Here is a 15,544-nt window from a genome sequence, read left to right on the forward strand (position 1 = left end):
ATGCCACACGCCGGGGGCGCCCGGCCTCTATCCTCGGCGGACCCGGTCCCGCCGGGCAGGTCGCCGCCGTTCGGCGCCGGCCGGAGAGGAGCGACGTGAACGCCGACTCCCGCCCCGAGCGGGATCCCGCTCCGCCCGGCGACGCTCCCCCGGCCCACCTGCCCGCCACGCTGCCGCTGCTGGCGGACCTCCGGCTGGCCGCGCTGTGGGTGCCCGCCGCCCCGCTCGGCCTCACCGCGCTCCCCTCCGCCGACGGCGCCGCCCCCGCGGGCGACTGGCTGGACGTGGTGCCGCTGCCGGACGGGCGGCTCGCCCTCGCCGTCGGTGACCTCGTGGGTCCGGCACCGCGCCCCGGCGCGGTCACGGGGCTGCGCACCGTGCTGCGCCAGGCGCTGCACACCGCGCCGACGCTCACCGAGGCCCTCGAGCAGATCGACCGGGCCGCCGGCATCGACGACGCCCTGCACGGCGCCTCGCTCACCGTCGTCGTCGTGGGGCCGGACGGGGAGCTCGAACACGCACGCGGCGCCCATCCCCCGGCCCTGGTGAGCGGGCCGGGCGGGCTCGCCCCGCTGCCCGGCCAGGCCTACGGCCCCCTGGGCGTCGGCGCCGCACCCCCGGTGCCGGCGACCGCGCAGCTCGCCCGCGGGGAGACGCTCCTGCTGTACTCGGACGACCTCGTGGAGGGCCGCGGGCGGACCTCGCCCGGCCGTGGCCCCGGGCAGGAGGTCCTGCTCGACCCCGAGGCCCCGGTGGACGACCCCGCGGCCGTGTGCGCCCGGCTCGCCGCGCGGGCGCCGCGCGGCGGGGTCGCCGTGCTGGCCGCACACCGGCGCCTCGTGCCCGTCGAGCCGTTGCGGCTGGTGCTGCCGGTCGACCCGTTCGCCCTCAGCCCGCTGCGCGAGACGGTCACGCGCTGGCTGGAGGCGGCGGGCGTGGCGCCGCGGACCGTGGTCGCGGCGCCGATGGTGGTCTCCGAGCTCGCCGCGAACGCCATCGAGCACGCGTATCCCGAGGGCTCCGACGGCGAGATCCGGATCGGTGCCGAGCTGACCGGGGCCGGGCTGTGCATCACCGTCGCCGACGACGGCACCTGGCAGCCCCCGGAGGAGGACGCGGCGGACGACGACGAGGAGGCCGGTTTCGGGCTCGCGGTGGTCCGGGACCTCTGCGACGCCCTGGTCGTCGAGCCCGGGCCGGCGGGCACGACGGTCACCGCGGTGCTGGCCGTCGGCAGGCCGGTCGCGGTCGGCGACACGCCGCGTCCCGGCCCGACGGCCGTGCCCGAGATGTTCGCCGTCCAGCCCGGCGAGGCCCCGGGGGTGCTGCACGTGCGAGGCGACGTCGACCTGCCGGCCGTCGCCACCCTGCGGGCCGCGCTGCTCGACGCGGCCGCGGACGGGGAGCGGTGCGTCCTCGACCTGTCCGCCACCACCCTGTTCGCCAGCGCCGGGGTGCGGCTGCTGCACCAGCTCGACCCCGGCACGGACCTGTGCGTGGTCGCGCCACCCGGCAGCGTCGCGCGGCCCGTGCTCGAGCTCACCGGGCTGGCGCACCTGCTGAGCGACCGGGCCGAGAGCGCCTGACGGCGGGCCGCGGTCGGTCGCGGCCCGCCCCGGGGACGGCGTCCGTCAGCCGGTGTCGCCGACGTGCGCGGCGCCGGTCTCCCCCGCGCCCGCGTGCTCGCGGGCCTCGACGGCCTCGGCCGCCTCCCGGTACACCTGCTCGACCGCGGCGACCAGCCGGTCGCGGTCGTACCGGGACACCGCCCGGTCCCGGCCCGCGATGCCGAAGGCCAGCGGCACGGCGCCCTCCCGGAGCAGGGCGCGCAGCGCCTGGGCCAGGACGTCCGGCCGGGCGGGCGGCACCAGCACGCCCGTGACCTGGTCGACCACCGTCTCGGCCAGCGCGCCGACGGCCGACGCGACGACCGCGCGGCCGCACGCCATCGCCTCGAGCGCGACCATGCCGAAGCCCGTCCGGTGGGGCACGTGGACGAGCGCGTCCGCGGAGCGCAGCAGCGCGGGCAAGGTCTCGCGGTGCACGGCCCCGAGGAAGCGGACGCGGCGCTCGACGCGGGCCTCGCGGGCCACCGCGTGCAGCCGGGCCAGCTCGCGGTCCCGCGAGGGGTCGATCTCCGGGTCGTCCGTGCGCGGCCCGCCGGCGACCAGCAGCTCGGCCTCCGGAACGGTGCGCAGCGCGCGGATGACGTCCTGCACGCCCGCCTCCTCGTCGAGGCCCGTGACGGCCAGCAGCCGGGGGTGCTCGCCGCGGCGCAGCGTCGGCCCCTCGGGCTGGAAGATCTCGGTGTCGACGCCGTAGGGCACCACGCGGATCACGGAGCGCCGGGCCCCGAGCCGGACGAGGGCGAAGACGTCGTCCTCCCCGTTCGCGACGACCCGGTCGGCGCGGGCGACGAGCACGTGCTCGGCCGAGGCGCGGCCCCGGGTGTCGACGGACGGGTCGACCGGGCGCTCGCCGACCCCGGGCAGGGTCACGACGAACGGCAGGCCGAGCTCGCGGGCGGCGGCCGCCGCGGCCAGGCCGGCGGTCCAGGAGTGGGCGTGCACGACGTCCGGCCGCGCGGCGCGCCACCGGCGCTCCAGCTGCTCGGCCAGCACCGGCACCTGCGTGACCAGCCGGTCCTCGGGCAACGGCGTGGCCGGGCCGGCGTCGACGTGCCGCACCTCCAGCCGCTCGGCCGGGTGCACGACGGGCGCCTGGTCCGGCGAGTCCCGGCGGACCAGGACGGTCACCTCGTGGCCCGCCGCGGCCAGACCCGCGCCGAGCCCGGCCAGGTGCTCGCTCAGCCCGCCGTGGCCCGGCCTGCCGGGCTCGGCCAGCGGGCTGCACCGGTCGCAGATGATCTCGACGCGCACGGCTACTCCCCTCGTTCGCGTCGCACGGTCCGAGGACGGGCCGCACCGGGTACTTCTCCCCGGGACCGTACGGACGTGCGGCCCGGCACGCCAACGCTGGTCGGCGAGCGGTGCGGCGCAACGGATCACGAGCCGGCGGTCGCGCCGCCGTGGCGCTGCGGTGGTGCCGCGGTCAGCCCGCCCGGACGCCGGGGACCGCGTCGCCCCCGGACGCGTCGTCGGGCGCGGCGGGGTCGTCGAAGCCGTCCGCCCCGGCGGCCACGTGGTCGCGCTCGGCGCGGTCGTCCTCGACCCGCTCGTGGCGGCCGTCGCCGTGCCGGCCGGAGGGCCGGGGGCGCGGGTCGTCCGTCTGGGCCGTCTCGGTCGGGCCGCCGTGCGGCACGCCGTAGTGGTCGAACAGTGCGGCCTCGGTCTCCTTGCTCAGGTGCCCCTCGGGCACCTCGGGCGCGGTCCGCAGCTGCTCGGCGTCGTAGGGCACGTGGAGCTCGCCCTCCTCGATCATCCCGCCGGCCAGCGGCAGGGCGGCGTGCCGCGAGCCCGCCAGGCCGCCGGTGAGCACGACCCACTCGGGCCGCTGCGTCTCGTCGTCGACGTAGACGGAGTCGACGGCGCCGAGCTCGGCGCCGTCCCGGTCCCGCACCGTCAGCCCCTGCACGCGGGCGGGGTCGTCGAGGTCCGCCATGGCTACCTCCTCGGGTCTGGCCGCCGAGGGTCCCCCGGGCGGCACGCGGTCAACACGGCGATACACCGCGGGATGCCCGGCCCGCCGCGTCGCACACCCGCCGTGGGTCGCTTCACAGCGTCCGGTGGTTGGGAGACCCCGTGATCGGGCACCACGAGGAGGTGGGAGTGCGCACCTGGATCGAGGGGTGGCCGGTCTACCGGCAGCTGGCCGGACCGGACCGCCTCGGCCGCGGCACCGCCTCGCGGTCCGACGGCACCGAGTCGCTGCGCGCCCGCACCCAGGACGCCGACCGCGTCACGCAGTCGATCTGCCCCTTCTGCGCCGTCGGCTGCGGTCAGCGGGTCTTCACGCGCAACGGGCAGGTCACCCAGGTCGAGGGGGACCCCGACTCCCCGATCAGTCGCGGGCGGCTGTGTCCCAAGGGGTCGTCGACGCTGTCGCTGGTCACCTCCCCCGACCGGGTCACCACGGTCCGCTACCGGCGCCCGCACGGCACCGACTGGGAGGACCTGGACCTCGACACCGCGCTCGACATGATCGTCGACCGCGTCCTCGACACCCGCCGCCGCACCTGGCAGGAGACGGACGACGAGGGCCGGTACCTGCGCCGCACCATGGGCATCGCGAGCCTCGGAGGAGCGACCCTCGACAACGAGGAGAACTACCTCATGAAGAAGCTCTACACCGCCCTGGGCGCGGTGCAGATCGAGAACCAGGCCCGTATTTGACACTCCTCCACGGTTCCCGGTCTGGGGACCTCCTTCGGTCGCGGCGGCGCGACGAACTACCAGCAGGACCTGGCGAACTCCGACTGCATCGTCATCCAGGGCTCGAACATGGCCGAGGCCCATCCCGTGGGCTTCCAGTGGGTCATGGAGGCGAAGAAGCGCGGCGCCACGGTCATCCACGTGGACCCACGGTTCACCCGCACCTCCGCGGTGGCGGACCTGCACGTCCCGATCCGGGCGGGCACGGACATCGCGTTCCTCGGCGGGCTGATCCGGCACGTCCTGGAGACCGGCGCGTACTTCGAGGACTACGTCCGCGCCTACACCAACGGGCCGATGCTGCTGCGGGGGGACTTCGCCGACACCGAGGACCTCGACGGCCTGTTCTCCGGGTTCGACCCGGAGACCGCCACCTACGACACCGAGACCTGGCAGTACGAGGGGGCGACCGCGCCCTCGGCCGCGGGTGACCGGGACCTCGACGTCCACGAGACCGAGCGCGGCGAGATGCCCGGCTCGGGCGGGGCGCCGATCGCGGCCGATCCGGAGCGCGACGACACCATGCAGGACCCGCGCTGCGTGCTGCAGGTGCTCCGCCGGCACTACTCCCGGTACACGCCGGAGAAGGTGCACGAGATCTGCGGCATCCCCGTGGCGACCTTCCACCGGGTCGCCGAGGCCCTCGTTCGGAACTCGGGCCGGGAGCGGACCAGCGCCTTCGCCTACGCCGTGGGCTGGACCCACCACACCGTCGGCGTGCAGTACATCCGCGCGGCCGCGGTGCTGCAGGCGCTGCTGGGCAACATCGGCCGCCCGGGCGGCGGGATCCTGGCGCTGCGCGGGCACGCGAGCATCCAGGGCTCCACGGACATCCCGACCCTGTTCGACCTGCTGCCGGGCTACATCCCGATGCCGCACGCCCACCGCGACGAGGGCCTGCAGCACTTCATCGAGTCCAACGCGGGCACGAAGGGCTTCTGGGCCGACCTCGACGCCTACGTCGTGAGCCTGCTCAAGGCCTGGTTCGGCGACGCCGCCACGGCGGACAACGACTTCTGCTTCGACCACCTCCCCCGGCTGACCGGTGACCACTCGTCGTTCCGCACGGTGATGGACCAGGCCGACGGGAAGGTCCCCGGCTACTTCGTCGTCGGCGAGAACCCGGCGGTCGGCACGGCCAACGCGCGGATGCAGCGCCACGGCCTCGCGAGCCTGGAGTGGCTCGTCGTCCGCGACCTGAACATGGTCGAGACGGCCACGTTCTGGAAGGACGGGCCGGAGATCGAGACCGGCGAGATGCGGACCGAGGACATCGGCACCGAGATCTTCTTCCTGCCGGCCGCCGCCCACACGGAGAAGGACGGCACGTTCACCAACACCCAGCGCCTGCTGCAGTGGCACCACAAGGCCGTCGAGCCGCCGGGCGACTGCCGCAGCGACCTGTGGTTCTACTTCGAGCTCGGGAAGCGGATCAAGGCGAGGGTCGCCGGCTCCGACGACCCGCGCGACCGGCCGCTGCAGGACCTGACCTGGGACTACCCCGTCGACGCGACCGGCGAGCCGAGCGCCGACGCGGTGCTGCGGGAGATCAACGGCGTCGACGCGGACGGCAAGGCCCTGCCGGGCTACACCGCACTCAGGTCCGACGGGTCCACCAGCTCGGGTTGCTGGATCTACTGCGGCGTCTACGCCGACGAGGTCAACCAGTCGGCGCGCCGCCGGCCCGGCGCCGAGCAGGACCTCATCGCCGCCGAGTGGGGCTGGGCCTGGCCGATGAACCGCCGGGTGCTCTACAACCGCGCCTCCGCCGACCCCGTCGGCAGGCCGTGGAGCGAGCGGAAGCGGCTCACCTACTGGGACGGGGAGAAGTGGGCCGGGCCGGACGTCCCGGACTTCCCCGCCGACACCCCGCCGGACTACGTGCCGCCGCCCGGCGCCCACGCGGCGAAGGCGATCGGCGGCGCCGAGCCCTTCGTCATGCAGTCCGACGGGCGGGCCTGGCTGCACGCCCCCGCCGGGCTGGCCGACGGCCCGATGCCGACGCACTACGAGCCGGAGGAGTCGCCCGTCGGCAACGCCCTGTACGGGCAGCGGGCCAACCCCGCCCGGCAGCGGTTCGAGCGGGCGGACAACCACTACCACCCCGAACCGGGGACGCCGGGCGCCGAGGTCTACCCGTACGTCTTCACCACGTTCCGGGTCACCGAGCACCACACCGCGGGCGGCATGAGCCGCTGGACGCCGCACCTGAACGAGCTGCAGCCGGAGATGTTCCTGGAGGTCTCCCCCGAGCTCGCGGCCGAGCGCGGGCTGACACACGGCGGCTGGGCCCACGTCGTCACCGCCCGGTCCGCGGTCGAGGGCCGGGTGCTGGTGACCGAGCGGGCCAAGCCGCTGCGACACGGGGACACGGTGATCCACCAGATCGGCGTGCCCTGGCACTGGGGCCCGAACGGGCTCTCCACCGGCGACGCGGCCAACGAGCTCCTCGGCGTGTCCCTCGACCCGAACGTGCACATCATGGAGACCAAGGCCGCCACCTGCGACATCCGCCCCGGCCGGCGCCCGCGCGGGCCGGAGCTGGTCACGTGCCTCGCCGACCGCCGGCGGCAGGCCGGCCTGGAGGAGGAGCCACGGTGAACTCCCTGTCCGGCCCCCTCGCGGACCCGTCGGCCGACGCCGGCTACGCGGACGGGCACCCGCCGCGCGTCGGCTTCTTCACCGACACCAGCGTGTGCATCGGCTGCAAGGCCTGCGAGGTCGCCTGCAAGGAGTGGAACGCCCTGCCGGCCGACGGCGTGGGCGACCACGGCGCCGCCGGCGACGTCCTGGGGCTGACCGGGATGAGCTACGACAACAGCGGCGGGCTCGGCGCGAGCACGTACCGGCACGTCGCGTTCGTGGAGCAGCGGGTCCCGGCGCGCGACTCCGCGCCGGTGGATCTCGGGATGCCGGCCATGGAGCTGCCCGGAGCGGTGCAGCCGGGCGTGGACCGGGACGACGCCACCGAGGTCCGCTGGCTGATGTCCTCGGACGTCTGCAAGCACTGCACCCACGCCGCCTGCCTCGACGTCTGCCCCACCGGGTCGCTGATCCGCACCGAGCACGGCACGGTGCTGGTGCAGGAGGACATCTGCAACGGCTGCGGGTACTGCATCCCCGCCTGCCCCTACGGCGTCATCGACCAGCGGCAGGGCGACGGGCGGGCGTTCAAGTGCACGATGTGCCAGGACCGGCTCGGCGCCGGCCTGGCCCCGGCGTGCGCCACGGCCTGCCCCACCGAGTCCATCCAGTTCGGGCCGCTCGACGAGCTGCGCGAGCGCGCCGACGCCCGGTTGGCCGAGCTGCACGACCGCGGGGTCGGCGAGGCCCGGCTCTACGGCCGCGACCCCGACGACGGGGTCGGCGGCGACGGCGCCTTCTTCCTGCTCCTCGACGAGCCGGAGGTCTACGGGCTGCCGCCGGACCCGGTCGTCACCACCCGGGACCTGCCGTCGATGTGGCGGCACGCCGCGGGTGCCGCGCTGGCCGTGGCGGGCGCCGTCGCGGCCGCGTTCCTGGGCGGCCGGCGGTGAGCGCGCCGGAGCACCGCACCGCGGCCGGGACCCCGCGGACGCGGCGCCGCGGGAAGGGCCGCGGCGAGCGGCTGATGGTGCCCGAAGCCGAGTTCACCTCGTACTACGGGCGCCCGATCATCAAGCCGCCGGTGTGGAAGGTGCCGGACGTCCCCGCCTACCTGTACCTCGGCGGGCTCGCCGGGGTGTCCGCGCCGCTCGCGGCGCTCGCCGACCTGACCGGGCGACCCGGGCTGCGGCGGGTGGGACGGGTCGCGGCGGCGGGCGGCGCGACCCTCAGCGTCGGGTTCCTGGTCCACGACCTGGGCCGGCCGGAGCGCTTCCTGCACATGCTGCGGGTGCTGAAGGTGACCTCGCCGCTGTCGGTCGGGTCGTGGATCCTCGCGCCGTTCGGCGCGCTGTCCGGGGCGACGGCGGTGGCCGAGGTCCTGGGCGTCACGCCCCGGCTGGCGCGCGCGTCGGGCCTGGCCGCGGGGGCACTCGGCCCGGCGCTGACGACGTACACCGCGGTGCTGGTCGCCGACACCGCGGTACCGGCGTGGCACGAGGGGTTCCGCGAGCTGCCGTTCGTGTTCGCGGGGAGCGCGATGGCGTCGGGCGGCGGGGCCGGGCTGCTCGCGCGGGGCGACGTCACGCCCGCGAGGCGCGTCGCGGTCGCCGGGGCCGTGCTCGAGCTCGCGGCCACCTCGGTGCTGGAACGCCGGATCGGCTTCGCGGCCAAGGCCTACCGGAGCGGCCGGGCCGGCGCCGTGCTCACGGGCGCCCGCGTGGGGACGGTCGTGGGTGCCCTCGGTGCGCTCGCCTCGGGGTTCGTGCGCGGCCGGCCCGGTCGCGTGCTGGGCGCCGCCGCGGGCCTGCTGCTCAACGCCGCCTCCGCCGCCACCCGCTACGGGATCTTCGAGGCGGGCATGGCCTCGGCCCGCGACCCCGAGTACACCGTCCGCCCGCAGCGGGAGCGTCTCGAGGCGCGGCGGGCGGAGGACCACCCCGCTGGGAGCGACCGGTAGCGCGGGCGGTCACGGTGCCACGTGGGTGCCGGCCGGGATCGCCGGCTGCGTCGGCGGCACGACCGGGGCCATCGGGTGGGCCGGGACGACCGGGGCCGCCGGGTGCGCGGACGGGACGGCCGGCGTGCCGTGCCCGCTCCCGTGGGCCATCGTGGCGGTTCCCGTGTGGGGGGTCGCGGCGGGGATCGAGGGCGTGGAGTGCCCGCCGAGCCCGATGATCAGCCCGCCCGCGACGGCCGCTGCGGCGAGGATCCCGCCGACCGCGACGGCGACGGTCCGGCCGGTGCGGGACCGCGGGGCACCGGCTTCGCGCGGAGCCGGCCCGTGGGAGTTCGCGGCGTGCAGGGCGGTGTAGTAGTCGTAACCCAGGCCGTAGCCGTAGCAGTCCATCCCGGCGAGCACGGAGGCCCAGACGCCCGGCCGCGACGTCGCCGCCGGGGGGTCCTGCTCGGGGCGGTCCTGCTCGGGGCGGTCCTGCACGGGGCGGTCCTGTTGCACCGGAGGGTGCTGCACGAGGCCGTTCCACACGAGGCGCTCCTGCACCGGGCCTTTCGGCACCGGACGGTCCTGCACCGGGCCGGGACGGGCGGCGTCGCGGCGGGGGTCCTCGGGGCCCTCGGAAGCGGACTCGGTGATGGTGATCGTGGTGCTCATGGGGGCCTCTCCTCGGGTCCGGCAGGGCGTCCCGGGTGGTGCGCCCCGACGCCCTCGACGGTGCTCCCCGCCGGGCCCCCGTCCCGTCGGGCCGATGGTGGACGTACCGGCTGATCGCGCCGTCCCCCGATCGCCCGACCCCGCACCGAGCTGGACCGCCGGGACGCGTACGTACCTCTACGCAGCGACAGCGGGCGGCGGTCGGAGGAGGCTGGACGGCTCCACGGCACAGGGAGGGTCGACGATGGCGAAGTTCGCGTTCTTCTTCAGCTACAGCCCGGAGACGTGGAACCGGATGGTGCTGAAGCCCAGCGACCGCACGGCCGCCGTCCGGACCATGCTCGAGGCCCAGGACGCCCGGCTCGAGGCGCTGTACTACATGTTCGGGGGCCACGACGGCATCGTGATCTTCGATGCGCCCGACTCCCGCGCGGCGGCGGCGATCTCGCTCGCGGTGACCGCGTCGGGCGCCTTCGACCGGCACGAGACCCGTGAGCTGATCACCCCGGACGAGCTGGTCGGCGTGCTGGAGAAGGCGGGTCTCCCGCTCCAGGCGTACGTCCGCCCCGGGGACTGAGGGCTTCTACGGCACACCGATACGGCACGGAGCCACGACGCACCCCGCGCGGGCGTGCGTCGTGGCTCCGGGGTGCCTCAGATCGGGAAGCGCAGGGTGGCGCCGAGGCCGTCCGCCAGCTCGCCGTGCGCGAACAGGCCGGGCTCGGGCGCCTCCTCGCCCGTCGCGTCCGCGGCGGCGCGCGCCTCCTCCTCGGCCTGCCGGGCGTCGTCGAGGCGGTCCCTGCCGCGGACGACGGCCGGGTCGTCCAGCCGCACGAGCTGCCCGCTCTGGCACGCGAGCGCCCGGATGACCGCCGGCACGCCGGGCACCCGGTGGGGGTCGGTGGCGTTGAGCGCCTCGAGCTCCTCGCGCTGCACGCCGAGATGCGTCGGCTCGGTGCCGGACCACACCTCGGCGTCCGTCAGCGCGGCGGGGTCGAGGAACAGGGTGTCGACGGCCTCGGCCCGCACGGCCGCGACCACGTCGGCCAGCCCCGTGACGGCCTGCCCGTCGGGCCGGCCGGCCAGCTGCCGGTAGTGGTCCCAGGCGGCGCGGCGCTCGGCGTCGAGGACGTCCTCGACGGCGGCGGCGACGGTGTCCGGCACGTCCTCCGGGGAGATGCCGCCGGAGTGGTCGACCTGCGCGACGATCTGCGCGGACCGCTCGGACAGGGAGTCGACGAGCAGGGACCGGGCACGCGGCGGTCCGGCCACGACCAGTACACGGGCGCCGCTCGCGCGCACCCGCGCGTCCACCCGTTCGGCCACGGCAGCCGCGTTCTCGCGCCAGGTCTCCTCGACCCGCTCCTGCATGTTCAGGTGCGACAACCCGCCGCCGCGTACCTTGTGCACCGGCCCGCTGGGCCCGCTGACCTGCTCGGCCTCGGCGTCGCCGGGGGCGAGGATCTCGCCGCCCTCGTCGTCGACCCGGACGACCACGGCCGGCACCTCCTCCCGCACCTCGCCGGTCACCGCGCCGAGCTCGGGCAGCGGCGACCAGGTGGTGACGGCGGTGCGCGGCGGCGCCGGCAGCACGGCGTCGACCAGGACGCCCTTCTCGGCGGCCACGAGCACCCGCCCGCCGGTCCCGTCGGGCGGCGGGGCGTCGGCCAGCGCGCCGTCGACGGCCTCGACGACGGACTCCGGCGCACCCTGGCCCGAGAGCTCCTCGCGGACGGCGCGGCGGCGCAGCTCGTCCTGGCGCGCCGCGTCCTCGGTGTCGTGGGAGACGTCGAGCATCACGGTCGCGAAGGGGCCGGGTGCCGCGCAGGCGTCGCGCAGCCAGTCGAGTCGCACGGGTTCCTCCGTTCCGGGCCTCGCCGGGGCGGGCCCTGTCGAGGACGGACATCGTCGACGTCGGCGGTACCCGGTGGGCCACCCGCGAAACGAGGGCCGGGGCCGGCGGGGCGGGGCCGCACTACACCCGGCCGGGTGATTTCCGGTCCCGCACCGTGGCCGCTCGGCCATGGTCCGTAACGACACACCAGGACGTGACGAACCGGTCGGTGATCACCGGGTGATCGTCGGGGCGGCGGGAGGAGCGCGGTGGGCGGACTCTCGCTCGTCGACGGGTGGCTGCCGATCGCGCTGCTGGCCGTCGGCGGGCTCGCGATGTTCGGGTTGCTCACGCGGTGGGGCCGCGGCGCGGTGGCCACGGTCGTCGTGGCCGTGCTCGTCGCCGCCCTGGTGTTCGCCGGACTCAACCTGCTCGTGGTCGACGTGCTCGACCTCGTCCCGGAGCCGCTCCCCCGGCAGGTGCTGCTCTGGACCGCGCTCGGGCTCGGCGGCGTCGTGCTCGCGCTGGGGTCGCTCGTCGCCACCCGCCCCGGCCGGAAGGTGGTCGCGCTCGTGTGCGGCCTGCTGGTGGTCGTGTCCGCGGCCGCACAGATCAACGTCTACTTCGAGCAGTACCCGACGCTCGGCGCCCTCGCCGGCGGCGACGAGCGGTCCTTCGCGGGCGGGCACGGCGCCCCCTCCCGCTCCATGTCCACCCCGGTCGCCTCGCGCTGGACCGGCCCGGCCACCGGCACGTCGAGCATCGAGACCGCGCCCATCCCCGGCACCGTCAGCGGGTTCACCGGCCGGGACGCCCAGCTCTACCTCCCCGCCGCCTACAACTCGCCGAACGCCCCGTTGCTGCCCGTGCTGGTGCTCGTCGCCGGCCAGCCCGGCGGTCCCCAGGACTGGGTGGTCGGCGGCACGCTGCAGGCCTTGATGGACGAGGTCGCGCAGCGGCATGGTGGGCTCGCGCCGGTGACCGTCGTCGTCGACCCGAACGGGGCGGACGGGAACAACACCATGTGCATGGACTCGGACATCGCGAAGGCCGACACCTACCTGTCGGTCGACGTGCCGCGCTGGATCGAGGCCAACCTCGGGGTCGACTCCAACCACGCGCACTGGGCCTTCGGCGGCTGGTCCTTCGGCGGCACCTGCGCGCTGCAGATGGCCACCCGGCACCCGGACCTGTACCCGAACTTCGTCGACATGGCGGGCGAGCGCGAGCCCGCGATCAGCGCCGACCGGACGCAGACGATCCAGATCGCGTTCCACGGCGACACCGCGGCGTTCGACGCGCTCACGCCGCTGACCCTGCTCGCGGAGCGGAAGTACCCCGACGTGTGGGGCTACTTCGCCTGCGGCGGGGACGAGGAGGAGGTGGGGGAATGGCAGACCGAGGTCTCGACGGCCGCGCAGCGGGCCGGGATGACGGTGCGGACGCAGGTCGTGCCGGGGCAGGGGCACTCGTGGGGGGTGCCGCACGCGTCGCTCCCGCCGGCGATGGACTTCCTGGGTCCGCGGCTCGGCCTGACGGCGGCGGCGCGGTGAGCGCGCCGGACGGCCTGCCCGCGGGCGGGACGGTCGAGGGGCCGACGCCCGCCGAGAAGGAGCCCACCGCGACGCCGCCCGCAGCCACGGTGCCCGTCCAGGCGCCGCCCGCCGACGAGCCGCCCGCCGCGAACCCGCCCGCGGCGAGGGCACCCGCGGAGAAGCCGCCCGCGGAGAAGCCGCCCGCGGTGAAGGCACCCGCGGAGAAGCCGCCCGCGGCGAAGGCACCCGTCGAGAAGCCGCCCGCGGGGAAGGCCGGCAAGCCGGTGGAGAAGGCCTCCGGCCCGCCGCCCGCCGCGCCGGTCACGGCCGACGCGGCCCCGCCGGCGTCGGCCCCGCTGCCCGCGGCCGCCGGTCGTACGGCGCCCTTCGAGGTCTGGGCCTCCCGGCTGACCGCCGCACTCCCCCACGCCTGGCGCCGGATGCCGTTCACGATCACCGTGGTCGCGGTGACCCTGCTCGTCGGGCTGGTCGGGCGCACGATCTGGCGCCCGCTCTGGCAGGAGGGCTGGTTCCCGCAGGTCGCCTACGGCGTGCCCGCCCTGCAGGAGGGCCGGGTCTGGACCCTGTTCACCGGCTGGTTCTTCGCGATCACGCCCGGCCAGTACGTCACCGGATTGCTGCTGTTCGCGATCGTCGTCGGCGCCTGCGAGATCCGGATGGGCACGAAGGTCGTGGCGATCACCGCGCTGGCCGGCGAGATCGGCGGCGTGCTGCTGGCGTCCCTGCTCGTCTGGGCCCTGTCGCACACGTCGTGGCCGTGGGCGGTGCACCTCGCGACCGTGCGCGACGCCGGGTTCACCACCGGCGCGCTCACCGTCCTCGCGGTCACCACCGCGGCGCTCCGGTCCCCCTGGCGGCTGCGGATCCGGGCGCTGCTCGGCTTCTACGTCCTGGTGGCGTTCCTGTTCGAGGGCACGCTGTCCGACGTCGCCCACCTCATCGCCGTCGCCGTCGGGTTCGTGGTGGGCCAACGGCTGTTCGGCGTGGAGCCCGGCTTCGGCCCACGGACCCGCCGCGAGACGCGCCTGCTGGCGTTCGCCGGGCTCGTCGCGATCGCGCTGACCGAGCTCGTCGTGCTGCTGTTCCCCGGCCGCGGACCGTTCGGCGAGACGGCCGGCCAGGCGACCTCGCTGCTCGACGTGCTGATCGACGTCGTGATCGTCGGGGTCGTGGCCAACGCGCTGCGGCTCGGCAAGCGGTGGGCCTGGTGGGTCACCGTCGTGCTGGGCGTGCTGAACGCCCTGGTCGCGGTGGCCGCCGTCGTCATCCTGCTGGTGGGCGGGGTGGTGACCGACGAGGCGATCACGCTCGGCACCGGGGTGCTGTGGATCGCGGTGCTGGTCGTGCTGCTGTTCAACCGGCGGGCCTTCCGGGTCCCGATCCGACGCCGCGTGCCGGGCGGGCTCGCCGCGAGCGAGGCCGACGCCCTCGAGCGGGCCCGCACCCTGCTCACCTCCGTCGGCGGCTCGACGATGTCGTGGATGACGCTGTGGCCGGAGATGCGCTTCTACTTCCTGCGCGACGGCCGCGGGTACGTCGGCTACCAGCGGCACGCCGGGATCGCCCTCGCCCTGGCCGACCCGGTGGCGCCGCAGGGCACGATCGCCGCGGCGGTCACCGAGTTCACCGAGGACGCCGAGCGCGGCGGGCTCACCCCGTGCCTGTTCTCCGTCACCGACACCGCCGCCGAGGCCGCCCGGGCCGCGGGCTGGCGGACCGTCCAGATCGCCGAGGACACCCTCATCGACCTGCCCGGGATCGCCTTCAAGGGCAAGAAGTGGCAGGACATCCGCACCGCGCTGAACAAGGCGAAGCGCGAGGGCATCGAGTTCCGGGTGGTCACGCTCGCCGCGGAGTCCTTCGCCGTCCTCGCCCAGGTGCGGGCGATCTCCGAGGAGTGGGTGGGCGACAAGGGGCTGCCGGAGATGGGCTTCACCCTGGGCGGCGTCGACGAGGCCCTCGACCCGGCGGTGAAGGTCGGACTGGCGATCGACGCCGGCGGCAGCGTCCACGGCGTGACGTCCTGGTTGCCGGTCTACGCCGAGGGTGGCCGGATCCGCGGCTGGACGCTCGACGTCATGCGGCGCCGGACGGACGGGTTCCGGTCCGCGATGGAGTTCATGATCGCGTCGGCCTGCCTCGCGTTCGCGAAGGAGGGCTACGAGTTCATCTCGCTGTCCGGCGCCCCGCTCGCCCGCGGGGACGACCAGGCGGAGCTGGACCGCACCGACCGGCTGCTGGACAAGCTCGGCGGGGCGCTGGAACCATTCTACGGTTTCCGTTCCCTGCACGCGTTCAAGGCCAAGTTCTCGCCCCGCTACGAACCGGTGCACCTCGCATTCCGTGACGAGGCGGACCTCCCCCGTATCGGAATCGCGCTCACGCGTGCGTATCTGCCCGACGCCACGCCACGACAGCTGATCGCGGCCGGTTTCTCCGGGGGCGGCAAGGAGCCGGCGACGCACTGACCGGGCACTTTCCGTCGTCGATTCAGATGATCCGCGGGAACCGGGCCTTGTGGGGCGACAATGATGTGCGCTAGTTTTCTTTCCGCACGGGGGATGCGCACTTGGGGCGCCCTGTCAGGTTCAATTCCTGTGTCCTCCACCAACGTCCGGCCGGGGGC

Annotated in this window: 11 protein-coding genes; 7 read left to right on the top strand and 4 right to left on the bottom strand. The window is 75.6% G+C overall.

Annotated features, from left to right (window positions below):
• Positions 1–95: 95 nt before the first annotated feature.
• Entirely contained in the window at positions 96–1,586 is a 1,491-nt protein-coding gene (locus PKE99_RS21590; protein WP_037044148.1) for an ATP-binding protein, read from the top strand.
• A 45-nt stretch (positions 1,587–1,631) separates the two neighbouring features.
• Here the strand turns inward: PKE99_RS21590 and PKE99_RS21595 are convergent, their stop codons facing one another.
• Together PKE99_RS21595 and PKE99_RS21600 are read right to left on the bottom strand one after the other, a co-directional pair.
• Positions 1,632–2,879 carry a glycosyltransferase gene (locus PKE99_RS21595; RefSeq protein WP_051737214.1) on the bottom strand — a complete coding sequence of 416 codons (1,248 nt, stop codon included), beginning with the start codon at positions 2,877–2,879 and terminating at the stop codon, positions 1,632–1,634.
• A 172-nt stretch (positions 2,880–3,051) separates the two neighbouring features.
• Positions 3,052–3,561: a PRC-barrel domain-containing protein gene (locus tag PKE99_RS21600; RefSeq protein WP_051737213.1), complete on the bottom strand. Its 510-nt coding sequence runs from the start codon at positions 3,559–3,561 to the stop codon at positions 3,052–3,054.
• Positions 3,562–3,722: 161 nt separating this feature from the next.
• On the opposite strand from PKE99_RS21600, the gene fdh reads away from it, so the two are divergent.
• Genes fdh through nrfD form a run of 3 tightly spaced genes read left to right on the top strand, consistent with a single transcriptional unit; the run spans position 3,723 to position 8,874 of the window.
• Complete coding sequence (gene fdh, locus PKE99_RS21605; RefSeq protein WP_197040574.1) at positions 3,723–6,932, top strand: formate dehydrogenase; 3,210 nt, start codon at positions 3,723–3,725, stop codon at positions 6,930–6,932.
• Positions 6,929–7,867: a 4Fe-4S dicluster domain-containing protein gene (locus tag PKE99_RS21610; protein ID WP_037044144.1), complete on the top strand. Its 939-nt coding sequence runs from the start codon at positions 6,929–6,931 to the stop codon at positions 7,865–7,867. Before fdh ends, PKE99_RS21610 begins: the two co-directional genes overlap by 4 nt.
• Positions 7,864–8,874 (top strand): NrfD/PsrC family molybdoenzyme membrane anchor subunit, encoded by a 1,011-nt coding sequence (nrfD, locus tag PKE99_RS21615; RefSeq protein ID WP_425566506.1) that lies wholly within the window; start codon positions 7,864–7,866, stop codon positions 8,872–8,874. The genes PKE99_RS21610 and nrfD overlap by 4 nt, the downstream gene beginning before the upstream one ends.
• Positions 8,875–8,883: 9 nt before the next feature.
• Here nrfD and PKE99_RS21620 read toward each other — a convergent pair whose 3' ends face one another.
• Positions 8,884–9,528, bottom strand: coding sequence for a hypothetical protein (locus PKE99_RS21620; protein ID WP_037044142.1), 645 nt, complete (start codon positions 9,526–9,528; stop codon positions 8,884–8,886).
• 244 nt (positions 9,529–9,772) lie between these two features.
• On the opposite strand from PKE99_RS21620, the gene PKE99_RS21625 reads away from it, so the two are divergent.
• Positions 9,773–10,105 (top strand): GYD domain-containing protein, encoded by a 333-nt coding sequence (locus PKE99_RS21625; RefSeq protein ID WP_051737211.1) that lies wholly within the window; start codon positions 9,773–9,775, stop codon positions 10,103–10,105.
• 77 nt (positions 10,106–10,182) lie between these two features.
• Here the strand turns inward: PKE99_RS21625 and PKE99_RS21630 are convergent, their stop codons facing one another.
• Positions 10,183–11,382, bottom strand: a complete 1,200-nt coding sequence (locus tag PKE99_RS21630; protein ID WP_051737210.1) for a baeRF2 domain-containing protein — start codon at positions 11,380–11,382, stop codon at positions 10,183–10,185.
• A 249-nt stretch (positions 11,383–11,631) separates the two neighbouring features.
• Here PKE99_RS21630 and PKE99_RS21635 point away from each other — a divergent pair, with 249 nt between their 5' ends.
• Together PKE99_RS21635 and PKE99_RS21640 are read left to right on the top strand one after the other, a co-directional pair.
• Positions 11,632–12,915 carry an alpha/beta hydrolase gene (locus PKE99_RS21635; protein ID WP_037044140.1) on the top strand — a complete coding sequence of 428 codons (1,284 nt, stop codon included), beginning with the start codon at positions 11,632–11,634 and terminating at the stop codon, positions 12,913–12,915.
• On the top strand, positions 12,912–15,386 hold the full coding sequence (locus PKE99_RS21640; RefSeq protein ID WP_231498154.1) for a bifunctional lysylphosphatidylglycerol flippase/synthetase MprF: 2,475 nt from the start codon (positions 12,912–12,914) through the stop codon (positions 15,384–15,386). The genes PKE99_RS21635 and PKE99_RS21640 overlap by 4 nt, the downstream gene beginning before the upstream one ends.
• Positions 15,387–15,544: the final 158 nt, after the last annotated feature.

The organism is Pseudonocardia halophobica, assembly GCF_027922425.1.
GTDB classification, from domain to species: domain Bacteria; phylum Actinomycetota; class Actinomycetes; order Mycobacteriales; family Pseudonocardiaceae; genus Pseudonocardia; species Pseudonocardia halophobica.

What these genes read in the sequence shown, in the direction of transcription:
- PKE99_RS21600 (WP_051737213.1), bottom strand. Translation starts at nt 3,561, where the DNA reads ATGGCGGACCTCGACGACCCCGCCCGCGTGCAGGGGCTGACGGTGCGG.
- PKE99_RS21620 (WP_037044142.1), bottom strand. Translation starts at nt 9,528, where the DNA reads ATGAGCACCACGATCACCATCACCGAGTCCGCTTCCGAGGGCCCCGAG.
- PKE99_RS21625 (WP_051737211.1), top strand. Translation starts at nt 9,773, where the DNA reads ATGGCGAAGTTCGCGTTCTTCTTCAGCTACAGCCCGGAGACGTGGAAC.